This is a genomic window from Pseudomonas sp. CBS, assembly GCF_024734645.1.
Classification (GTDB): domain Bacteria; phylum Pseudomonadota; class Gammaproteobacteria; order Pseudomonadales; family Pseudomonadaceae; genus Aquipseudomonas.
The window spans coordinates 5,342,567-5,362,480 of sequence record NZ_CP102929.1; the positions used below are offsets into that span (position 1 = coordinate 5,342,567).

Genomic DNA, 19,914 nt, shown 5'->3' on the forward strand with positions numbered 1-19,914 from the left:
TTTATGGGCAGATAGCGTTGGTATGAAGGGGAAACACCAACCGAAACACAGTGAAATCGCCGGGCTCGCTGCTGACTTCTGCCCGGCCTTGATGCAGGGTCATAATCGACCGCACGATGGCCAGCCCCAGCCCGGTGCCACCTTCGGAGCGGGCGCGGCTGCTGTCGACGCGGTAGAAGCGTTCGAACAGGTTCGGCAGGTGTTGCGCTTCGATCCCCGGGCCGGGATTGCCCACCGACAGCGACACTTGCTGCCCGTGGGTTTCCACCCGCACCGAAACAGTGGAGGCGTGGGGTGTATGACGGATGGCATTGGACAGCAAATTGGAAATCGCCCGCTGAATCATCAAGCGGTCGCCATGCACGGACGCATCGCCGTCGAGGCTCAAGGTCAATTGTTTGTCTTCGGCACTCAAGGCAAACAGCTCCATCACCCGGCGCGCTTCAGCGGCCAGGGACACCGGCGCAAACGAAACCCGCGCCGCAGGGTGGCTGACCTGTGCCAGAAACAGCATGTCGGAGACGATCCGCGCCAAGCGCTCCATCTCTTCAGTGCTGGATTCCAGCACCGCTTTGTACTCCTGCGGCGGTCGCTCCCGGGACAACGTCACCTGGGCCTTGCCCATCAAGTTGGTCAGCGGCGCGCGCAGCTCATGGGCGAGGTCATCGGAGAACTGCGACAGCTGCTGCACGCCGCCGTCCAGGCGCTGCAACATGAAGTTGATGCCTTGCGCCAACTCGCCCAGCTCCTTGGGCAAGTTATCCACAGCCAGGCGGTGGGTCAGGTCCTGCGTGGTGACTTTCGCCGCGACGCGGCTGAACTGTTGCAGCGGCGCCAGCCCGCGTTGCACCACCCACCAGGCGCCGATGCCGATCAGCAGCAACAGCAGCGGCAGGGCGATCACGGTGGAACGCAGGTAGGCACTGAGCAACGCCTGATCGTCCCGGCGATCCAGCGATAACAGGACCCGCACGCGTTCGCCGCTGGCCAAGCGCATCAGGCTGGAGGCACTGAGCACTTGATTGCCGTTGCCGTCATCCCAGTTCAGGTAACCGAGGTTTTGGGACGGGGCGAAGTCGGTCAGCAACGGTTCCTGTGGCTTGGCGCCGATGCTGAGCAGCACCGCTTCATTGGGCGCAGTGCCAACGATGGTCAGGTAGAAATTATCGTGCCCCATCACCAGGTCCATCAGCGAGTGCGGGCGGGCGCGGATGTCGCGAGTGTCCAGGCCCAGGGCGAGGCTGTGCTGAATCTGTTCCATCTTGCTTTCCAGGCCCTTGCGCGCCAGTTTCTCCAGCTCGTGGGTCAGCGCCAGGTACGCCAAGGTTGCGAGCAACACCACCAGGCCGGCGCCCATCAGGCTCACCGTCAGCCCCAGGCGCATCGACAGGCTGCTGGCTTTCATTGGCGGGCCTCCAGCACATAACCCACGCCGCGAATGGTATGGATCAGCTTGACGTCACTCTGGTCATCGACCTTGGCCCGCAAGCGGCTGATGGAGACTTCCACCACGTTGGTGTCGCAGTCGAAATTCATGTCCCAGACCAGGGAAATAATCTGCGTGCGGGTCAGTACTTCGCCGGACTGGCGCATCAACACATGCAGCAGCGCGAATTCCTTGGTGGTCAGGTCGATGCGTCGGGTGCCTCGGTACGCGCGGTGGCGGCGCGGGTCCAGTTCCAGGTCGGACACCTGGAACACTTCCGGCACCGGTATGTGCTCACTGCGACGCAGCAGGGTGCGTACACGGGCGAGTAATTCGGGAAACTCGAAGGGTTTGACCAGGTAATCATCGGCGCCCATGTCCAGGCCCTTGATCTTGTCGGCCAACCGGCCCCGGGCTGTCAGCATCATCACCCGCTGGCTGCCGTCGCGGCGCAATTGCTCGAGCACTTCCCAGCCATCCTTGGCCGGCAGATTGACGTCGAGAATCACCAGTTCATAGGCGTGTTGCGCGGCCAGGTGCAGGCCGTCCACGCCGCTCGCGGCACAGTCGACCACGTAACCGCTTTCGGTCAGGCCCTGCTGCAGGTAGGCGGCGGTTTTTTGCTCGTCCTCAACCACAAGGATACGCATGGGGGATTTACCTTTTATTGATAGAGAGAGGCTTTAATTCGGATTTTCCGAAGCCTGAAGGCTGAAGTAGCTACAGGGTCAACCAGGCAGTTTGTGACTGGTTGTTGCGCTGCAAAACCGGCAGGCAAAAAAAACGCCCCATGCGGGGCGTAAAAAATTCATCTCTTTCCAAAGGAGCTACACAAAAGCTTCAGAGATGAATGTGCTCGGTGTGCGCCGTTCAGATCGACTGCTTCTGTGCGTCGGCGGGCGCGGTCTCGGCCACGGACTGTTCGCCGTGTACCTGCTGCTGTTGCTGGCGGAATTCGGCGAGGAACTGCCGGGAACGGTCGGCACCGTCGTCGGCCAATGCGAGGCTGGAAGTGGCGCCGAGAAAACTGATCAATAACAAGTGAGAGGGCTTCATGACGGGTCTCCAAATAAGGCGTGTGCCGTTAGTTGTAGCCAGTATAAGAAGCGCAACTTAACGAGAAGGTGAGGCGCATATTACAGTTCTGACAGGCTTCAAATTGTGAACAGATGTTATTCAATTGTAGGAGCGAGCGTGCTCGCGAAAGTCGTTAACGATAACGCGGGGCTTCTGGTTTTAACGCAGCGCTCTCAGGTTCTTCGCGAGCAAGCTCGCTCCTACAAAGGGCAGTGTTTAGAGAATCGCCAATGGATATTCGACAATCAGTCGAACTTCTTCCAAATCCGACTCAAAGGCACTTGAACGAACCGTCGCTTGGCGCAGCCGCAGCGACAGGTCTTTCAAGTTGCCGCCCTGTACCACGTACTTGGCCTCGATATCCCGCTCCCAGCGGCGTTGGTCGGTCAACGGGTCGCCGGCCGTGTCACGGCGCATGTACACCGCGTTGGCGTTGCTGTAGTCGGCGCCGGTGCCTTTGCCGTAGCGGGTCATGAACGACAGCCCAGGAATGCCGAAGGCCTGCATGTCGAGGTTATAGGCGAGCATCCACGAGCGTTCCTTGGGCGAGTTGAAGTCGCTGTACTGGATCGAGTTGTTGAGGAAGATCGAGTCCGACATGCGCAGGTAGTCAAAATCGTCATCACCGTTGTTGCGCTGGTGGGACAGGGCCAGGCTGTGGGCGCCCACCTTGACCCCGATCCTGGCGCTCCAGATGTTGTTATCGAACTTGCCCAGGCGTTTCTTGCCCTCGTCCACCGCCTTGTAATAGTTGAAGTCGCCAAACAGCGAAACCTCATCGTTCAGCGGGTAACTGGCGGCGCTGCCGAAGTAGTACTGGTCCCAGGCATCCTTCAGGCGGCTGGTGTACAGGCTGACGCTGAGGTGTTTGTTTACTTGATAGTCGCCGCCGGCGTAGCCGATCCAGGGCGAGTCCACCTTGCCCGCATAAAACGTCGCAAAGCCTTTGTCCATGCCGCTCTGGGTGGGCTGGCTCATGCCGCTCAGGTGTCCGCCTTGCAGGCTCAGGCCTTCGATGCTGGTGTTTTGTGCAGTGACGCCACGGAAGCTTTCCGGCAATACCCGCGAGTCGCCATAGGCCACCACCGGGGTCAGCGGGAATACATCGCCGGCCTTGATCACGGTATCCAGCAGGCGCATTTTTACCGCGCCGCCGAGCTTGCTGTAGCCGTCCTCGGGGTGGTTGTCGCTGTCTACGGGCAGCACGCCGAACGAGCCCTTGCCGCCGCTGCGGCCGGTGCCGGAGTCGAGTTTCAGGCCATACATCGCAAACGCGTCCAGGCCGAAACCCACCGAACCCTGAGTGAATCCGGACTCGAACTTGCCGATAAACCCCTGGGCCCAGGCTTCCGAGTAGCCATTGCCGGTGGGGCTCGACTGGCCCTTGCGATCGTCCCGGTTGAAGTAGAAGTTGCGGGCCAGCACGTTCAAGGTGCTGCCTTCGATAAACCCTTCGGGTTTATCTTCAGCGGCCATGCTTGAAAGCGGGGTAAGCCCCGCGAGTGCAGCAATCATGGAAAACGAAAGTGTGCGGTGAGTACTCATGTAGCGCTCCTCGGTAGTGGCAGCTATTAGCTTCTTATCGATGGGGCATTCTTGTTTTAGTGGTGCCCGCGCAGATAGTTGCAAACACGAGATAACGACGAGGTGGCGCACAGATTACAATTTTGGAATTTCAACAGAACATAACGGATAAGTAATCGTTCGGTGAACTTTGCGACAGGCTTGGTTAGTTACTCTGGCTCTGAACTTTCAATCAATGAAATCAGACGAGGACAACCTCATGAACACCCTGAAAACCACTGTCGCTGCATTGGCCCTGATCGTTTCCGTCGGCGCGCTGGCTGAAGGCGGCGGTGATCGCACCTTCGCCCAGTTGATGCAAAGCAACGAGCAAGCCATGGCCGCCTATGCCGCGAGAAAAGGCAAGGCGATGCCCGTGGTCCAGGACTATCGCTACGGCATGAAGCTGGACATTGCCAAGGTGGTCAACGTCACGCCGCCGATCCGTTCGTGCAACGCGGTGCCGTCGCGCATGACCTATGAAGATTCCACCGGCAAGCTCAACACGCTCCAGTACCAGGTCATGGGCATCTGCCGTAACAACGGCAGTTGAGGGGCCGCAAAAATATAGTTGAGCAAGGCGCTAAAGCTCGCTTCAGAAAATGCCGGCAGCGCCGATGCAGGTCAGACCCACGTCCTTACTTGCCCACCGGTGCCTCCATGTTCAACACCCGTCTCAAGCAGGAGCTGTCTGCTCTTCGCGAAGAATTGTCCAGCCTGCAGCAAGTGAGAGAGAGCCTGGAAAGCGAAATGATGGCCCTGACCCTGGATCCCGAAGGGCGTATCGAGTCGGTCAATGCCATCTTTCTTCAAGAGATGGGTTACCAGGGCAGCCAGCTGGAAGGCCGCTTGATCGAAGACCTGATGCCGGCACACGTCAAGCAGGACGCGTTTCAACTGCGCTTCAAAAGCGCCCTGGTGCGGGGCGAACATTTCGCCGGTACGGTGCGCCTGACGCGGGGCAACGGCAACGAGGCGTGGTTGCGTTCCATCGTGCAACCGGTGCGCAGCAGCGACGGGCGTATCAAGCATGTTTCGATGTTTTCCAGCGACCTGACCCGCACCATCGAGGCCTCCCGCGAGCACGAAAACCTGATCACCGCGCTGGTGCGCTCCACGGCAGTGATCGAGTTCGACCTCAACGGCAACGTGCTGACGGCCAACGACCGGTTCCTAAATGGCATGGGTTACAGCCTGGCGCAGATCCAGGGCAAACATCACCGGATATTTTGCGAACCGCAGGACGCCAACAGCGTCGAGTACCAGCAGTTCTGGAAGCGCCTGAACGCCGGCGAGTTCGTCGCCGGCCGCTTCAAACGCGTGGACAGCCACGGGCGCGTAGTGTGGCTGGAGGCCTCGTATAACCCGGTGCTCGACGCCAATGAGCGGCTGTACAAAGTGGTCAAGTTCGCCACCGTGATCACCGACCAGGTCAACCGTGAACAGGCCGTGGCCGACGCGGCCAGCATCGCCTACAGCACCTCGCTGCACACCGACAGCAGCGCCCAGCGCGGCACCACCGTGGTCACCCAGGCGGTGGACGTGATGCGCGACCTGGCCAAGCACATGCAGCAGGCGGGCGACGGCATTGAAGCGCTGAACGCCCAGTCCCAGGTGATCGGCAGCATCGTCAAGACCATCAGCGGCATCGCCGAGCAGACCAACCTGTTGGCGCTCAACGCCGCCATCGAAGCCGCCCGCGCCGGTGAGCAAGGCCGTGGTTTTGCGGTGGTGGCCGATGAGGTTCGGCAACTGGCGTCGCGTACCAGCAAGGCCACCGAGGAAATCGTCGGCGTGGTGCGCCAGAACCAGGACATGGCCCGCGATGCAGTGGCGCTGATGACCGATGGCCGCCTGCAGGCCGAACAGGGCCTGGCCTTGGCGGCCGAGGCGGGCACGGTGATCGTCGAGATCCAGGACGGTGCCCAGAAGGTGGTCAGCGCCGTTGGGCAATTCGCCAATCAGCTGAGCAGCTAGTCACCGGGGCTCATGCTTGAGGTATCGTAGGTTTTTTTTCCGAGCCTTTCGTCCATGAGCCCTAACCACCGCCGTCCCGTCCCACTGTCCAAGGCCTACCGCTTGCTCAACCACGGCCCGACCGTGCTGGTCAGCGCTGCGCACAACGGCCAGCGCAACATCATGGCGGCTGCCTGGGCCATGCCCCTGGATTTCGAACCGCCCAAAGTCGCCGTCGTACTCGACAAGGCCACCTGGACCCGGCACCTGCTGGAAGGCGCCGGCACCTTCGTGCTCAACGTGCCGTGTGCGGCCCAGGCGGATATCGTGCAGACCGTGGGCAATACCACCGGCAGCGAGACGGACAAGTTTGCGGCGTACGGCTTGCAGACCTTCAGCGGCGAACACACCGAAGCACCGATGCTCGAAGGCTGTGTGGCGTGGCTGGAGTGCCGGTTGCTGCCGGAGCCGCATAACCAGCAGACCTATGATCTGTTCCTCGCCGAAGTCGTGGCGGCCGAGGCGGATGAGCGGGTGTTCAGCGACGGTCGCTGGCATTTTGAAGGACACGATGGGCTGCGTACCTTGCACCATGTGGCGGGCGGGCATTTCCTGACGATTGGTGAGCCTATTGATGGACGGCAGCTTTAAGCCAGTGCCGAATTCTTCCGGTAGAGCCTGGTTTTGTGGCGAGGGAGCTTGCTCCCGCTGGAGCGCGAAGCGGTCCCATTGTTTCCTGCCAATACACTAGGTCGGTAGATATACGACTGCTGCGCAGCCGAGCGGGAGCAAGCTCCCTCGCCACAAAGGTTGTGTTACCACTGGGTTTTGCTGAGCGCCTCGGCAAACGCCATCAACTTCGGTGAGTACTGCCGCGATGGCGGATACACCAGGGATATCGCCCGACTGCGCCCGGCAAAGTCCTCCAGCAAGGGCACCAGGCGCCCGGCCGCCAGGTCTTCCCTCACCGCAAAATCCATCACCTGGGCGATGCCAAACCCGCCCAGTGCGCCGTCCACCAGCGCATCGCCAATATCAAAGATCAACCGTCCCTCGACGCTCACGTCCTGCACCTTGCCCTCCAGCATGAACTGCCAGTCCACCAGCCGGCTGGTGCGCAGGTTGCGTACGGTCAGGCAATTGTGGTCCTTGAGTTCATCGACCGTTTGCGGCGTGCCAAAACGCGCGAGGTAAGCCGGGGCGGCCACGGTGACCCAGCGCAGCGGCGGCAATGCCCGGGCGATCAGGCGTTGGTCCTGGATATCGCCGGTGCGCAGCAAGGCATCAAAACCTTCGTCGACGATGTCCACCAGGCGATCGGTCATTACCGCTTCGATGCGCAGTTCGGGGTATTGCAGGGTCAGCTCGCCGATCACCGGCATCACCACCTTGCGGCCGAACAACGAGGGCGTGCTGATCTTCAGCAAGCCGGAGGGTGAGGCGCGGCGGTCAAGCATCTGTCGCTCGGCTTCGGCCAGTTCAGCCAGCAGCGGTGCGCTGCGTTCATACAGCATCTGGCCGTCGGGCGTGAGGCTGACGCTGCGGGTGTTGCGTTGCAACAGGCGCACGCCCAGCTGGTTTTCCAGGCGGGAAATGGCCCGGGACAAGCCCGATTGGGTCAACCCCAAGTCTCCGGCGGCCCGGGTGAAACTGCGGGTTTCGGCGACCCGCACCAACAGGCGAACAGCGTTCAGATCCATGATTAAAGTCATTACTGAAAGAGTGATAAAGCTATTTATCATCTGTTGGGCATGAAAGACACTGGCACCTCTCACTTTTTGGCAGGACGCTGTGATGTCTTTATCTCGACCCTCAGGCTGGATGCTGTTGCTGCTGGCGACCGCGCAACTGATCATCGCCCTCGACGCGACCATCGTGTTCGTCGCGCTGCCGCAGATCGGCAACCACCTGGGGTTTTCCGCCCAGCAATTGCAGTGGGTGGTCAGCGCCTACAGCGTGGCGTTCGGCGGCTTCCTGTTGTTGGGCGGTCGCGCCGCGGACCTGCTGGGCAAGCGACGCTTGTACATCCTCGGCCAGTCTCTGTATGCGTTGTCTTCCCTGGCGGCGGTGCTCGGCGGCAGCGCCTTGTTGCTGGTGCTGGCCCGAGCGGTACAGGGCGTGGGCGGGGCGCTGTTGTTCCCGGCGACGCTGGCGCTGATCAACACCCATTACGCCGAAGGGCCGGCGCGTAATCGTGCATTTGCGGTGTGGAGCGCGGCCTCGGCAGCGGGCCTGGCATTGGGCGCGTTGCTTGGCGGCGTGCTGACCCAGGCCTGGGGTTGGGAGGCGGTATTCCTGGTGAATGTGCCGCTGGCGGGTGCCTGCGCCCTGGCGGCGCGCTACTGGATTCCCGGCGATGGCGAGCGGGCCCGTGGGCGCAACTTTGATATCAGCGGCGCGCTGACCGTGACGGTGGGCGGCACGCTGCTGGTGTTCTCCCTGGTACAGGGGCCGGAGTGGGGTTGGGCGGCACCGTCGACCCTGGGCTGCATGGCCTTGGCGTTGGCGCTGCTCGGGTTATTTGCGTGGATCGAACACCGGGGCCGTGATCCCCTGATGCCGCTGCGGTTGTTGGGCTATCGCGAGTTGCGCATGGCCATGGTGTTGACGGCGGTGTTCATGAGCAGCTTTGGCGTGCAGTACTACTTTCTGGCGGTGTATTACCAGCAGGTCTACGGCTACAGCGTGTTGCAGGCAGGCTTGGCGTTTTTGCCGGCGACCCTGGTGTGCACCGGCGGTATCTGGCTGGCGGAGCGTTCGTTGGCACGCCTGGGATTGCGCGCCACCCTGGTCAGCGGCCAGTTGGCGGGCGCGGTGGGCATCGCCCTGATGTGCCTGGCGTTGCCGACGGGGGCGGGGTTCTGGTCGTTGCTGCCGGGGATTTTCATCCTGAGCATCGGCCAGGGCATGACCTGGACGGCGATGTGGGTGGCCGCCGGCTTGGGCATCCGCCCGGGCGAGCAGGGTGTGGCGGCGGGCATGGCGTCCACCAGCCAGCAGATTGGCGGCGCATTGGGGTTGGCGTTGCTGGTGTCGCTGGCGAATGCCGGCGGGTCGACGGGTGCGGCGCAGGCGAGCGGGATTGAGCTGGCGTTGTGGTGGAGCGCGGCGATTGCCCTGGCGGGGGCAGTGCTGGCGTTAGCACTTAAAGAGCGAGCCCCAGCGTCGAATACGATTTCGGCAGTGACATAGTTCAAATGTGGGAGCGGGCTTGCTCGCGAAGGCGGTGGATCAGTCAATGCATTCAGTAGCTGACACACCGCATTCGCGAGCAAGCCCGCTCCCACAGGTTGATCGCATTTCAAGGCGGAATTTCAGCGCCCGAGCATCTTCACCCAACGCGACGGCGGCATGCCGAAGGTGCTGCGGAATTGCCGGGTCATGTGGCTCTGGTCGGTGAAACCGGCGGTCAGTGCCGCATCCACCAGTGACTGGCCCTGGCCCAGCAAACTGCGCACCAGGTCCAGGCGGCGCATGGTCAGGTAGCGATAGGGGCTGGTCCCGAACAACAACCGAAAATCCCGCGACAACGCCCAGCGGTCGCGGTTGGCGTATTCCGCCATTTCATCGAGGGTAATCGGCCGGCCCAGGGCGCTGTGGATAAATTCCCGCGCGCGCTCGGCGGCGCGGTAGTCGAAGGTCTTGCGATTCACCGTGATGCCCGACGCGTTATTCAGCGCCTGGGCCAGGTCAAACATCGCGTCCTGTTCCTGCAACGGATCAATCGGGCAATCCAGGCTTTGCAGCAACACTTCACTGGCGCGGTACAGCCACGGGTCGCTGGACAGTCCGCCGGGGATGAACGGCAACGGCTTGCCGCCGAGCACCTGCTGGATCAGCGCCGGCTCCACGTAAATCATCCGGTATTTGAAACCTTCCTCGCTGCCGGCCCAGCCGTCATGCACTTCATCGGGATGGATCACCATGGTCCGCCCCGGCAGGCTGTGGGTCATGCCGCCGCGATAGTGAAAGCTCTGCACGCCGAACAAGGTGCGGCCGATGGCGTAAGTGTCGTGGCGATGAGGGTCGAAGCCAAACCCGGCAAAATACGCCTCGATACGCTCCAGGCCACTGGCGTGGGGCGCGCGGTGCAGCCAGTCGAGAGAGGGTTTGATCATGGTGTCAGTCGCAGGTCGGGACGCAAATACGTTACCCCAGTGTGACCGGGCTGTCTGCTGCGGTCTTGAACGATTGTGCCACTGCTGAAATTTCGGGGGGCAGTATCGGCTTTGTGTTCAGGTATCGCTAATCATTAAAAAATGATTGTTTTACGATAATTAATCGTTTATTTTTCCGCCTCAAATTTCTGAGAGGCTTACCTATGAATTCCCAACGTCTTGCCCAGCTCAGCCAGCGCATGGCATTGCTTACCCTGTTGTTGATCGTCGCCATACTGCTGCTCAATACCGCCGCGTGGCTTTACCCGGTGCAAAGCGCTTCGTTCGGGTTTGGTTTCGCCCTGAGTGGTCAACAGATCGAGGGACGGGCGGAGATCGTTGCGACGTTCCCTTGGTGGCAGACAACGGGCGGCGTCCTGCTCTCCAGCATTCCCTTGATGGCGCTGGTGTCCGGTTTGAATCATTTGCGCCAGCTGTTCCAGAACTATGCTCGTGGGGAGTATTTTTCCTGCGCCGCCGCGCAGCACTTGGGTAAAGTAGGCCGGGCCGTGGCACTGTGGGTGTTGCTGGATTTTCTGTGTGAGCCCTTGCTCAGTGTCTGGGTCACGATGAACGAGCCGGTTGGCCAGCGGCTGCTCACCTTGAGTTTTACCCCGCCCAGCATCGTGGCGCTGTTTCTCGCCGGCTGCATCTCGGTGATCGCGCGTATCCTGTGGCAGGCCAGTGAAGTGGATTCTGAAAACCGCACGTTTGTTTGAGAACAGCATGTCTATTGTGATTGAGTTGGACGTTATGCTCGCCCGGCGCAAGGTCAAGTCCAAGGACCTGGCCGCCGCCATTGGTATCACCGAACAAAACCTGTCATTGCTCAAGCAAGGCAAGGTCAAGGGCATACGGCTGGCGACCCTGGATGCAATCTGCAAGTATCTGGAGTGTCAGCCGGGCGACCTGCTGGTGCATGAACCCGAACCTGAGCTGTAAACGGCAAGGATCTTTAATTCCCTGAAGGATGGATCAACCGATGCTTTTCCCAAGCCTGCCGTACGCCGCGCCTCTTCTGTCGCTGGCCTTGCTCTGGACCGTCGCGGTCGTGACGCCAGGCCCGAACTTTTTCAATACCGCGCAGTTGGCTGCCAGTTGCTCACGTCGCCATGGCGTAGTGGCATCCGCTGGCGTGGCCACCGGCACCGTGATGTGGGGCCTGGCCGGCGGCTTGGGGATCAAGTCATTGTTTACCGCAGCGCCGATGTTGTACCTCGCGTTCAAGATCATCGGCGGCTGCTACCTGATTTACCTGGGGTTGAAACTGTTCCGGCGCTCGGCACCGGCCATGGCCCAGAACCTGTTGCCCGACGAACCTCGGCGCTCGCTGTTTTCCGCCTGGCGCCTGGGTTTATTGGGCAACCTGTCCAACCCCAAGGCGGCGCTGTTTGTCGCGACGATCTTTGCGTCCACCATGCCCCCATCACCGTCGCCGATGCTGCTGACCCTGGCCGTGATCACCATGGCGACGCTGTCATTCAGCTGGTACACCTGCGTGGCACTGGTGTTTTCCAGTGAACGGATGGCCAACGCCTACAGCCGCTCGCGCAAGTGGCTGGACCGGTTTGCCGGCGGTTGTTATGTGCTGTTCGGCGCCACGCTGGTGGCGAATCGCTGACGGCTCATGGTAAGAAGCCTTACTTTCAAATGTGAGGCCGATCATGAGCAAGCTGCGGGTAGGGATTATTTTTGGTGGCCGTTCGGCCGAGCATGAAGTGTCGCTGCAGTCGGCGCGCAACATCGTCGATGCGCTGGACCGTTCGCGCTTCGAGCCGATCCTGATCGGCATCGACAAGGCCGGCCACTGGCACCTCAACGACACCTCGGGCTTCCTGCTCAACGAAGAAAACCCGGCGCTGATCGCCCTCAATCAATCCAATCGTGAACTGGCGGTCGTGCCGGGCAAGGCCAGCCAGCAACTGGTGGAAACCTCGAGCCAGGCCTCATTGGAACACGTCGATGTGATCTTCCCGATCGTCCACGGCACCCTCGGCGAAGACGGCTGCCTGCAAGGCCTGCTGCGCATGGCGGACCTGCCGTTTGTCGGCTCCGATGTGCTGGGTTCGGCCGTGTGCATGGACAAGGACATCAGCAAACGCCTGCTGCGCGATGCCGGGATTGCCGTGACGCCGTTCATTACCCTCAACCGCAGGAATGCGGCGCGTACCACCTTCGAACACGCCCAACAAAAACTCGGGTTGCCGATGTTCGTGAAACCGGCGAACCAGGGTTCGTCCGTGGGGGTGAGCAAGGTGGGCAGCGAGGCTGAATATCACGCTGCTGTAGAGCTGGCACTTGGGTTTGATGAAAAGGTGCTGGTGGAGTCGGCGGTAAAAGGCCGGGAAATCGAATGCGCCGTGTTGGGCAACGAGAACCCCATCGCCAGCGGTTGTGGCGAGATCGTGGTGCGGGACGGGTTTTATTCCTACGACAGCAAATACATCGATGACCAGGCAGCCCAAGTGGTGGTGCCGGCGGACATCAGTGTTGAAGCCAGCGAGCGCATTCGTGCGTTGGCCATCGAAGCGTTTGAAACCCTGGGCTGTGCCGGGCTGGCGCGGGTGGATGTGTTCTTGACGGATGAGGGTGAGGTGCTGATCAACGAGATCAACTCGTTGCCTGGGTTCACCCGCATCAGCATGTACCCGAAGTTGTGGCAGGCGGCTGGCATGAGCTACAGCGAGCTGGTGAGCCGGTTGATCGAGCTGGCGCTGGAGCGGCATGCGGGGCGCAAGGGGTTGAAGATTAGCCGGTAGACCAGTAACGCCATCAGGCGTTACTGAGGACTTCTCGAAAAACGTCTGGCCTGATGGCTGCTATGTGCAGCAAGGAACGTGCTGCGCCGGAAGGAGAACGGCGCCCTTGCTCCCATTCTTGAAGCGTTCGTACAGAGACCCCCAGCAGTTCGGCAAACTTGGGCTGTGACAACCCGGTCTTGCTGCGCGCCTCAGCCGCTTGGGTAATTTCGACGTGATGGACGTGACCATGACGCGCTTCCTTGACGTCGATAACGGCAGCCAGCAATTCCTCGCCGATGTTGCGCTTGGCGTCACGTTCCTTCAGCTGTTTCTCAGTGAGTGGCATGGTTCATCTCCTTGGCGATTTTGTAGAGGACATGCGCGGGAATATTCTCGGTGGCACCTTTGCCATAAATCAGCAAGGCAACTAGTGCGCCGCACGCCAATTGCGTTGTGTAAATGATCCGTACTGAGCTGCTCTTGCCCCGGCCTTCCAAGCTCCAGCGTACTTTTCGGCAACCACCAGAACCTGGAATGACAGTACCTGAATCGGGGTGGTTGGCTAGAAAAGCCACAAAATACCCCGTTCTTCTTCGGTCCAGTAATCGGGCCATAGCTTGCTGAATAATGGTGACTCGATGATCGTTAACACGCAAAAATTCTACGTCTTTGACGTAGCCTCTGGCAAGAAGGGGCGGGGCCAGAAAATGTCAGCGGATGGAGAGGGATTCAAGAAACGTTGTTTCGCAAAAAATGACAGCCCACAGATTTTCTAAGGCTAATAGCTAAGAGAGCTGTGGGCGTCGTCCCATTACACTGCGCGAGCAACCCACGAGTACAACAACGTCTTCCTCTCCGTACTGTCATGGGTCCTTCTGCGATAACTCGCAAACGCCGGCGAGGTGCAATACGTACACACTTCGCTTACCTCAACCTGCTCACGTTTTATCCCTGCCGCCTCCAGCAAGATCAGCGCATAGCGGCTCAAATCAAACCACGCACTCAAGGCCTGCCTGGGTTCTGGCGGCTGAATCTCCGGTGCCAACAAAGGCCCTGGCTGCTCGAACGTCCACGGCGCATCCCCATCCCGCCACAAATGCCCCTGACTCGCCTGCAACTGCGCCACAAACTCGCCACTCACCTCATAACAACAAGGCTTGATCGAAGGCCCAATCGCAATCCGCAACTGATCCAGCGCCACACCCTCGGCGGTAAACCGTTGCATGGCATTGGCGATGATCCCGCCTTGCAGTCCCTTCCAACCGCCATGAATCGCCGCGACAAAGTCCCCGTCCTCCGAGGCCATCAGCAGCGGCAGGCAGTCGGCGGTAATCACCGCAATCGGCTGCGTATCCCGGCTGAAAACCCCATCGGCTTCAACCGTATTGGCGGCAAGCTCCGGGCGCCACTCAATGGTCGTGGCGCTGTGCACCTGCTTGCAGATGAACACCTCGTCAGGCCGCAACGGATCGTCAATCGAACAAAACCCATGATCGACGCCCATCAGGGCGCCGAGGTTATTTGCCTTGTGCACGCGCAGCTCTCCAGTGAGTCAACTCAATCCCCCAGCGCTTCGCCTTCACGGCGTGGATCAGCCCCGCCGATCAACGACGCTTTGCCCTGCGCATCGCGCACCCGGACGATCGCCTGGGCGCCGCTGGTCATGTCGATTTCGCTCAGGGCGTGGCCCTTGTCCTTCAGCGCCTGTTTCAACGGTGCGCTGAATAAACCGGTTTCCAGCTCGGTCGCGCCGTTGCGGCTGCCAAAGTTGGGCAGGCCGACGGCCGCTTGCGGGTCGAGGTTCCAGTCGAGCATGGCCACCAGGGATTTGCTCACATATTCGATGATCTGCGAACCGCCCGGCGAACCAACAGTGGCCACCAGCTCGCCGCTCTGACGATCAAACACCAGGGTCGGTGCCATGGACGAACGCGGGCGCTTGCCCGGCTCGATCCGGTTGGCCACCGGCTGGCCGTTCTCTTCGGGGATGAAGGAGAAGTCGGTCATCTGGTTATTCAGCAAAAAGCCCTGGACCATCACATGGGAACCGAACGCCGCTTCCACCGTAGTGGTCATCGACACCGCGCCACCCAGGTCATCCACTGCCACCACTTGCGAGGTGGAAATGCGCAACGGCGAGCGATCCGGCGCATAGGCCACTTCAATCCCGGCCGGCTTGCCCGGCTTGGCGACGCCCATGCTGCGCTCACCAATCAACGCAGCGCGGCTGGCCAGGTAATTCGGAGCGATCAGTCCGGCAACCGGCACCGGCACGTAGTCCGAATCGGCCACGTACTGGGCGCGGTCGGCGTAGGCCAGGCGGTCGGCTTCGGCGATCAGGTGCACCGCTTCGGGCACCGGCTCCAGGCCTGCCGGGGAATCGGTTTTCACCGGCTTCAACGGCGCGAGGGCCATGCGCGGGTCGCGGGCTTCCAGGGCCTGCAATGTGCCGAGGATCTGTGCAATAGCAATCCCGCCCGACGACGGTGGCGGCATGCCGCAGACTTTCCAGCGCTTGTAGTCAGTGCACAACGGCGCCCGCTCAACCGCGCTGTAACCCTTGAGGTCGGTCAGCGTCAGGCTGCCGGCGTTGCTGTTGCCCTGCACCTTGCGGGTGATTTCTTCGGCAATCGGGCCGTAGTACAGCGCATCCGGCCCTTCCTTGGCGATGCGTTTGAATACGTTGGCCAGCGCCGGGTTTTTCAGCAGCGTACCGGTGGCCTTCGGGCTGCCGTCGGCGTTCAGGAAGTACGCGGTCATTTCCGGTGAGCGGGTGATGTAGCGGTCGGCGGCGATCAGGCTGTGCAAGCGCGCGGAGATCGGGAAGCCCTGTTCAGCCAGGCGAATGGCCGGCTCGAATAAGGTTGCCCATTGCAGATGGCCGGTCTTTTTGTGGGCCATCTCCAAGGCGCGCAACACGCCTGGAGTTGCCACGGACCGCCCGCCAATCTGTGCCTCGGGGAAGGCCATCGGCGTACCGTCGGCCTTCAGGAACAACCGCTCGGTAGCGCCCGCCGGTGCGGTTTCGCGACCGTCGTAGGCGTGCACCTGCTTGCCGTCCCACAGCATGATGAACGCACCGCCGCCGATCCCGGACGACTGCGGTTCCACCAGCGTCAGTACGGCCTGCATGGTAATCGCGGCGTCGATGGCCGAGCCGCCCTTGCGCAGGATTTCCCGCCCGGCTTCGGCGGCCAGCGGGTTGGCGGCGGCGGCCATATGGCGCTCGGCGTGGCGGGTGCTCATGTCGGTGCGATAGCCCGAGCCGAGCTCCGGGGCGGGCGGCAGTTCAGGCGCGGTGGCGCTGTGGCAGGCGGCGAGGGTGAGGGCGGCGGTGATCAGCGAGAGGGTGGTAAGGCGTTGGCGGTGGAAAATCGAAAGCACGCGATGACTCCGTTCATTTGAGAATGATCTGTTGTCCGTGGGGAGGGAATGTACCTCAGTGATTTGCTGGAAGGGAGATTGATCTGCATATGGTTGTTCGATACAACTATATCTCTTCATTCGGGCAAGAGGTTTTCCACGTGAACCGTTCCAGGCCAGACCTTATCGATCAGATCCGCTGTGCCTCACGCCTCATGGTGCGAGAGCTGGGCTTCATGCAGCCGAAGTTGGCAGCCAGCCGTTATCCACCGTCATCGGTGCACACGATTGTTGAAATCGGCGAGCGTGGCGCACTGACGGCGGCTGAACTGGTCACCTTGCTGGGCCTGGAAAAATCGTCGGTGAGCCGTATGGTGCGCAAGCTGATCGAGGCGGGCGAGCTGGAAGAGTTTGCCAACGAGGACGATGCCCGCTCGAAAAAGCTGCGGCTCACCATACGAGGCCAGAAGACGTTACGCGACATTGAAACGTTTGCCCGGCGCCAGGTGGGCGAGGCCATTGGCGACTTGTCCAGCGAACAGCAACAGGCCGTCAGCCGTGGGCTTGATCAGTACGCCGCAGCCCTGCAAACCCAACGCACCGGCGCCCGGCAGCCAAGGCACTACAGCATCGCCCGTGGCTACCGGCCTGGGGTGATTGGGCGCATCGCGCAGATGCACGCCGAGTACTACGCCAAGCATGCGAATTTTGGCCAACCATTTGAAAGCCTGGTGGCGGCGGACATGGCCGAGTTGATGGGACGCCTGGCCAACCCGCGCAACGAAGTGTGGGCGGTACTGGATGGGACGCAGATTGTGGGTTCGATTGCCATTGATGGCGAGGGCGAAAACGGCGAGGCGATCTTGCGCTGCTTCATCCTGGACCCGTCGGCCCACGGCCAGGGTTTGGGTAAACGGCTGTTGCAAGAGGCGCTGGATTTCTGTGACGGGCACCGGTTCCCGGCGGTGCGGCTGTGGACGTTCAAGGGCCTGGATGTGGCGCGCAAGCTTTATGAAAGCGCAGGCTTTGTGCTGGAGTCCGAGCAGGAAGGGCAGCAATGGGGCAAGTCGGTGGTGGAGCAGTGTTTTGTGCGGCACGCTGTTTGACGCAACAGCGCCCCATGTCAAGGGGCGCTGGCGCCTGGCCGATTAAAAGTCCCAGCGCGTGGTGAGCATCACATTGCGCGGGGTGCCGTAATAGGCCGTGTTATAGAACCCGATGTTGGTGTAGTACTGCTTGTCGAACAGGTTGTTGACGTTCAGCGTCGCGGAAAGATGTTCGCTGACCTGATACTTGGCCATCGCGTCCACCACCCAATACGCTTCCTGCGAGAACTCTTCGTTTTGCGCTTTGGGCCGGTTGTACACCACTTGCCAGCTTCTGCTCTGCCAGCGTGCGCCGCCGCCGAGGGTCAGGCGGTCCAGCGGGCCCTTGAGCTTGTACGAGGTGAAGAAGCTGAGCTGGTCCTCCGGCTCCCAGGTCGAAGCCTTGTCGCCATGTTCATCCCGCAGGATCTTGTGGGTGTAGCCGGCCTGGGCCTGCCAGCCCGGCGCCAGCTCGCCGGACATCTCGGCCTCGAAGCCCTTGGTCTTGGCCTTGATGCCTTTTTCGGCATATCCCAGGGACGGATTGGTAGGCGCGGCGTTGTATTCGGCGTCCGGCTCCGCGCGGTTGGTTTCATGCACTTCGAAGTAGGCCACGCTGGTGTTGAGCCGGCCCTCGAAGAACTCGCCCTTGAGGCCGGTCTCGTAGTTCTTGCCTTCATCCGGTTCCAGCAATTTGTTGTTGCGGGAGCGGCTGTAGCTCGACGGCATGAAGATGTCGGTGTAGCTGGCATACGCGGTGAAGTTGTCGTTCAGGTCGTAGGTGACCCCGGCGTAGGGCACCAGCTTGCCGGTCTCGGTAGAGTCGTCGTCGCCACGCAATTTGTAGTTGGCCACGCGGCTGCCGAGGAACAGGTTCAGGTCGTCCGTGAGGTTGAAACGTGCGGCCATGTAGCCGGCGGATTGCCGGGTGGTGGCATCGATGGTGCGGGTCGGCGCGCCCCAGTCTGGCTCCGGCACATTGCCGTCGAAATTCCAGAAATCGATCTGGTTGTTGCCCACATAGGTGGGGGCGCCGTAGTCCTTTCCGGTCCAGTGGGAATTCGAGGCCGACGCGCCAATCACCAGTTCATGGGTACGGCCCAGCAGGCTGAATGGGCCGCTGGCGTAGACATCGCCCGAGTCGGCGCGGGTATTGCCGGTGAACTTGTTCGCGTACAGGGACGACAGTCCGGTGGCGGGGAACGGGCCACTCATGATCGAACCCAGGGGCGCGTCGTAGCCCATGATTTGGTGGGTGTATTGGCCCTTGATCACCCAGCCATTGTCGAAGTTGTGTTCCAGGGTGGAAAACGCGCTGCGGGAATACTGCTCCCAACGGCTCCACTTGGCGCCGTTGTTGTAGGAGCGTTTCACGTCAATGCGGTTGCCGCTGCGATCGAACAGCGCACGGCTGCCGGACCAGCCCGAGCCTTGCGGGTCGCTGTTCTGGTAATCGAAGCCGACGGTGAGCAGGGTGTCTTCGGTCAGGTCGGCTTCCAGCGTGCCGAAATACACATTGGTGTTGCGCTGGTAGTGGTCCATGAACGAGTGCTTGTCCTGATACGCCGCCACCGCGCGGCCACGCACGTTGCCGCTGTCGGTCAGCGGGCCACTCACGTCGATCTGGGAGCGATAGTTGTCCCAACTGCCGGCGCCGAGTTCCACGCTGGCCTTGAAGTCGCGGGTGGGCTTTTTGCGGATCAGGTTGATCGTCGCGCCGGGGGCGCCAGCGCCAGTCAGCAGCCCGGTGGCGCCCTTGAGAATTTCCACGCGGTCATAGATCGCCATGTCGGTCAGGGTCTGGCCGGACGAGTAGGCGGAGTTGCGCAGGGTAGGAATGCCGTCGTACTGGAAGTTCTCCACCGAGAAGCCGCGTGCGTAGTAGTTATTGCGCTCGCTGTCGAAGGTCGACACGGTGATGCCCGGCGTATGGCGCATCACGTCATCGATCGAGGTGAGCGCGAAGTCATCCATGTGCTGGCGCGTGATCACGGTGATCGACTGCGGGGTTTCCCGTGGGGTCAGCACCATGCGCGTGGCGGTGGCAATGGTGCCCGGGGTATAGGAACCACTGCCTTCGGTGATGGTGCCCAACTGGTTGGCAGTGATCTCTGTGGCGCCCAGCGACAGCGCGCTGCCGGCTACCGGCAGGCTTTCCAACTGATAGCCATCGGCATTGCCGGTTGCGGCGAAACCGGTGCCGGCCAGCACCTGCGCGAACCCGTCCGCCACGCTGTAGCTGCCGCGCACACCGGGGCTGTTCAACCCGGCCACCTGTTGCGACAGGAACGAAATCGGCACACCGGCGGCCTGGGCGAAGCGGGTCAGTACATCACCGAGTTTGCCGGGCGCGATGTCGAACGCCTGTACCTGCTGTTGCGCGTAAGCCAGGCCCGGCACCGCCAGCGGCAGGCAGCCAAGCAACAGTCGACTGGCCAGTAACAGGCCGCCGCGTGTGGGGGTTGAAGACATGTTATCGGTGCTCCTTTGGATGTTGGCCAAGGAAAGGACGCGGTAAAACCGAAAACACGCAACGCTGCGTAAGA

Annotated in this window: 19 protein-coding genes and 2 pseudogenes; 10 read left to right on the forward strand and 11 right to left on the reverse strand. The window is 61.3% G+C overall.

Annotated elements, in window-relative coordinates; all coding sequences use genetic code 11:
* Window position 1 precedes the first annotated feature (1 nt).
* The 4 genes from NVB75_RS24305 to NVB75_RS24320 form a co-directional block, all read right to left on the reverse strand.
* Window positions 2-1,405 (reverse strand): heavy metal sensor histidine kinase, encoded by a 1,404-nt coding sequence (locus NVB75_RS24305; protein WP_258343663.1) that lies wholly within the window; start codon window positions 1,403-1,405, stop codon window positions 2-4.
* Window positions 1,402-2,076 (reverse strand): heavy metal response regulator transcription factor, encoded by a 675-nt coding sequence (locus tag NVB75_RS24310; protein ID WP_258343665.1) that lies wholly within the window; start codon window positions 2,074-2,076, stop codon window positions 1,402-1,404. Before NVB75_RS24310 ends, NVB75_RS24305 begins: the two co-directional genes overlap by 4 nt.
* A 220-nt stretch (window positions 2,077-2,296) precedes the next feature.
* Window positions 2,297-2,482, reverse strand: coding sequence for a hypothetical protein (locus NVB75_RS24315; protein ID WP_076014925.1), 186 nt, complete (start codon window positions 2,480-2,482; stop codon window positions 2,297-2,299).
* Window positions 2,483-2,719: 237 nt separating this feature from the next.
* Window positions 2,720-4,048 carry an OprD family porin gene (locus tag NVB75_RS24320; protein WP_258343666.1) on the reverse strand — a complete coding sequence of 443 codons (1,329 nt, stop codon included), beginning with the start codon at window positions 4,046-4,048 and terminating at the stop codon, window positions 2,720-2,722.
* Window positions 4,049-4,286: 238 nt separating this feature from the next.
* Between NVB75_RS24320 and NVB75_RS24325 the strand changes: the two genes are divergently transcribed.
* From NVB75_RS24325 to NVB75_RS24335, 4 genes and pseudogenes are all read left to right on the forward strand, one after another.
* Window positions 4,287-4,619 (forward strand): DUF2790 domain-containing protein, encoded by a 333-nt coding sequence (locus NVB75_RS24325; RefSeq protein WP_258343667.1) that lies wholly within the window; start codon window positions 4,287-4,289, stop codon window positions 4,617-4,619.
* A gap of 107 nt (window positions 4,620-4,726) precedes the next feature.
* Window positions 4,727-5,503: pseudogene (locus NVB75_RS33480) on the forward strand (PAS domain-containing protein); the annotation flags it as partial.
* Between the two features lie 111 nt (window positions 5,504-5,614).
* A pseudogene (locus tag NVB75_RS33485) lies at window positions 5,615-6,043 on the forward strand (methyl-accepting chemotaxis protein); the annotation flags it as partial.
* A 54-nt stretch (window positions 6,044-6,097) separates the two neighbouring features.
* A complete protein-coding gene (locus tag NVB75_RS24335; RefSeq protein ID WP_258343669.1) occupies window positions 6,098-6,673 on the forward strand; it encodes a flavin reductase family protein in 576 nt (191 codons plus the stop codon).
* A 164-nt stretch (window positions 6,674-6,837) separates the two neighbouring features.
* On the opposite strand, the gene NVB75_RS24340 is transcribed toward NVB75_RS24335, so the two are convergent.
* A complete protein-coding gene (locus NVB75_RS24340) occupies window positions 6,838-7,722 on the reverse strand; it encodes a LysR family transcriptional regulator (RefSeq protein WP_258343670.1) in 885 nt (294 codons plus the stop codon).
* A gap of 121 nt (window positions 7,723-7,843) precedes the next feature.
* Here NVB75_RS24340 and NVB75_RS24345 point away from each other — a divergent pair, with 121 nt between their 5' ends.
* Entirely contained in the window at window positions 7,844-9,214 is a 1,371-nt protein-coding gene (locus NVB75_RS24345; RefSeq protein ID WP_258348725.1) for an MFS transporter, read from the forward strand.
* A gap of 122 nt (window positions 9,215-9,336) precedes the next feature.
* Here NVB75_RS24345 and NVB75_RS24350 read toward each other — a convergent pair whose 3' ends face one another.
* The gene (locus NVB75_RS24350) at window positions 9,337-10,140 is read right to left on the reverse strand and encodes an AraC family transcriptional regulator (protein ID WP_076014932.1); all 804 of its coding nucleotides are present in this window, start codon (window positions 10,138-10,140) and stop codon (window positions 9,337-9,339) included.
* 203 nt (window positions 10,141-10,343) lie between these two features.
* On the opposite strand from NVB75_RS24350, the gene NVB75_RS24355 reads away from it, so the two are divergent.
* From NVB75_RS24355 to ddlA, 4 genes are read left to right on the forward strand one after another with little or no spacing between them, the layout of a single operon-like run.
* Window positions 10,344-10,898, forward strand: a complete 555-nt coding sequence (locus tag NVB75_RS24355; protein ID WP_201140962.1) for a DUF2975 domain-containing protein — start codon at window positions 10,344-10,346, stop codon at window positions 10,896-10,898.
* A 7-nt stretch (window positions 10,899-10,905) separates the two neighbouring features.
* Window positions 10,906-11,121, forward strand: coding sequence for a helix-turn-helix transcriptional regulator (locus tag NVB75_RS24360; protein WP_010177071.1), 216 nt, complete (start codon window positions 10,906-10,908; stop codon window positions 11,119-11,121).
* 40 nt (window positions 11,122-11,161) lie between these two features.
* Window positions 11,162-11,800 (forward strand): LysE family transporter, encoded by a 639-nt coding sequence (locus NVB75_RS24365; protein ID WP_087693797.1) that lies wholly within the window; start codon window positions 11,162-11,164, stop codon window positions 11,798-11,800.
* A gap of 43 nt (window positions 11,801-11,843) precedes the next feature.
* Window positions 11,844-12,938: a D-alanine--D-alanine ligase gene (gene ddlA / locus NVB75_RS24370; protein WP_258343675.1), complete on the forward strand. Its 1,095-nt coding sequence runs from the start codon at window positions 11,844-11,846 to the stop codon at window positions 12,936-12,938.
* Between the two features lie 13 nt (window positions 12,939-12,951).
* Here ddlA and NVB75_RS24375 read toward each other — a convergent pair whose 3' ends face one another.
* The 4 genes from NVB75_RS24375 to ggt form a co-directional block, all read right to left on the reverse strand.
* Entirely contained in the window at window positions 12,952-13,266 is a 315-nt protein-coding gene (locus NVB75_RS24375) for a DNA-binding transcriptional regulator (protein WP_087693783.1), read from the reverse strand.
* Window positions 13,253-13,576: a transcriptional regulator gene (locus NVB75_RS24380; RefSeq protein WP_258343677.1), complete on the reverse strand. Its 324-nt coding sequence runs from the start codon at window positions 13,574-13,576 to the stop codon at window positions 13,253-13,255. Before NVB75_RS24380 ends, NVB75_RS24375 begins: the two co-directional genes overlap by 14 nt.
* 155 nt (window positions 13,577-13,731) lie before the next feature.
* The gene (locus tag NVB75_RS24385) at window positions 13,732-14,454 is read right to left on the reverse strand and encodes a polyphenol oxidase family protein (RefSeq protein WP_258343679.1); all 723 of its coding nucleotides are present in this window, start codon (window positions 14,452-14,454) and stop codon (window positions 13,732-13,734) included.
* A 23-nt stretch (window positions 14,455-14,477) separates the two neighbouring features.
* Entirely contained in the window at window positions 14,478-16,304 is a 1,827-nt protein-coding gene (ggt, locus tag NVB75_RS24390; RefSeq protein WP_258343681.1) for a gamma-glutamyltransferase, read from the reverse strand.
* Window positions 16,305-16,498: 194 nt separating this feature from the next.
* Between ggt and NVB75_RS24395 the strand changes: the two genes are divergently transcribed.
* The gene (locus NVB75_RS24395) at window positions 16,499-17,389 is read left to right on the forward strand and encodes a bifunctional helix-turn-helix transcriptional regulator/GNAT family N-acetyltransferase (RefSeq protein WP_258348726.1); all 891 of its coding nucleotides are present in this window, start codon (window positions 16,499-16,501) and stop codon (window positions 17,387-17,389) included.
* Window positions 17,390-17,431: 42 nt separating this feature from the next.
* Here the strand turns inward: NVB75_RS24395 and NVB75_RS24400 are convergent, their stop codons facing one another.
* Window positions 17,432-19,840, reverse strand: a complete 2,409-nt coding sequence (locus tag NVB75_RS24400) for a TonB-dependent siderophore receptor (protein ID WP_177026467.1) — start codon at window positions 19,838-19,840, stop codon at window positions 17,432-17,434.
* Window positions 19,841-19,914 lie beyond the last annotated feature (74 nt).

Coding starts and splice junctions, on each gene's coding strand:
- NVB75_RS24305 (WP_258343663.1), bottom strand. CDS start 1,405: ATGAAAGCCAGCAGCCTGTCGATGCGCCTGGGGCTGACGGTGAGCCTG.
- NVB75_RS24310 (WP_258343665.1), bottom strand. CDS start 2,076: ATGCGTATCCTTGTGGTTGAGGACGAGCAAAAAACCGCCGCCTACCTG.
- NVB75_RS24315 (WP_076014925.1), bottom strand. CDS start 2,482: ATGAAGCCCTCTCACTTGTTATTGATCAGTTTTCTCGGCGCCACTTCC.
- NVB75_RS24320 (WP_258343666.1), bottom strand. CDS start 4,048: ATGAGTACTCACCGCACACTTTCGTTTTCCATGATTGCTGCACTCGCG.
- NVB75_RS24325 (WP_258343667.1), top strand. CDS start 4,287: ATGAACACCCTGAAAACCACTGTCGCTGCATTGGCCCTGATCGTTTCC.
- NVB75_RS24335 (WP_258343669.1), top strand. CDS start 6,098: ATGAGCCCTAACCACCGCCGTCCCGTCCCACTGTCCAAGGCCTACCGC.
- NVB75_RS24340 (WP_258343670.1), bottom strand. CDS start 7,722: ATGGATCTGAACGCTGTTCGCCTGTTGGTGCGGGTCGCCGAAACCCGC.
- NVB75_RS24345 (WP_258348725.1), top strand. CDS start 7,844: ATGCTGTTGCTGCTGGCGACCGCGCAACTGATCATCGCCCTCGACGCG.
- NVB75_RS24350 (WP_076014932.1), bottom strand. CDS start 10,140: ATGATCAAACCCTCTCTCGACTGGCTGCACCGCGCGCCCCACGCCAGT.
- NVB75_RS24355 (WP_201140962.1), top strand. CDS start 10,344: ATGAATTCCCAACGTCTTGCCCAGCTCAGCCAGCGCATGGCATTGCTT.
- NVB75_RS24360 (WP_010177071.1), top strand. CDS start 10,906: ATGTCTATTGTGATTGAGTTGGACGTTATGCTCGCCCGGCGCAAGGTC.
- NVB75_RS24365 (WP_087693797.1), top strand. CDS start 11,162: ATGCTTTTCCCAAGCCTGCCGTACGCCGCGCCTCTTCTGTCGCTGGCC.
- ddlA (WP_258343675.1), top strand. CDS start 11,844: ATGAGCAAGCTGCGGGTAGGGATTATTTTTGGTGGCCGTTCGGCCGAG.
- NVB75_RS24375 (WP_087693783.1), bottom strand. CDS start 13,266: ATGCCACTCACTGAGAAACAGCTGAAGGAACGTGACGCCAAGCGCAAC.
- NVB75_RS24395 (WP_258348726.1), top strand. CDS start 16,499: ATGGTGCGAGAGCTGGGCTTCATGCAGCCGAAGTTGGCAGCCAGCCGT.
- NVB75_RS24400 (WP_177026467.1), bottom strand. CDS start 19,840: ATGTCTTCAACCCCCACACGCGGCGGCCTGTTACTGGCCAGTCGACTG.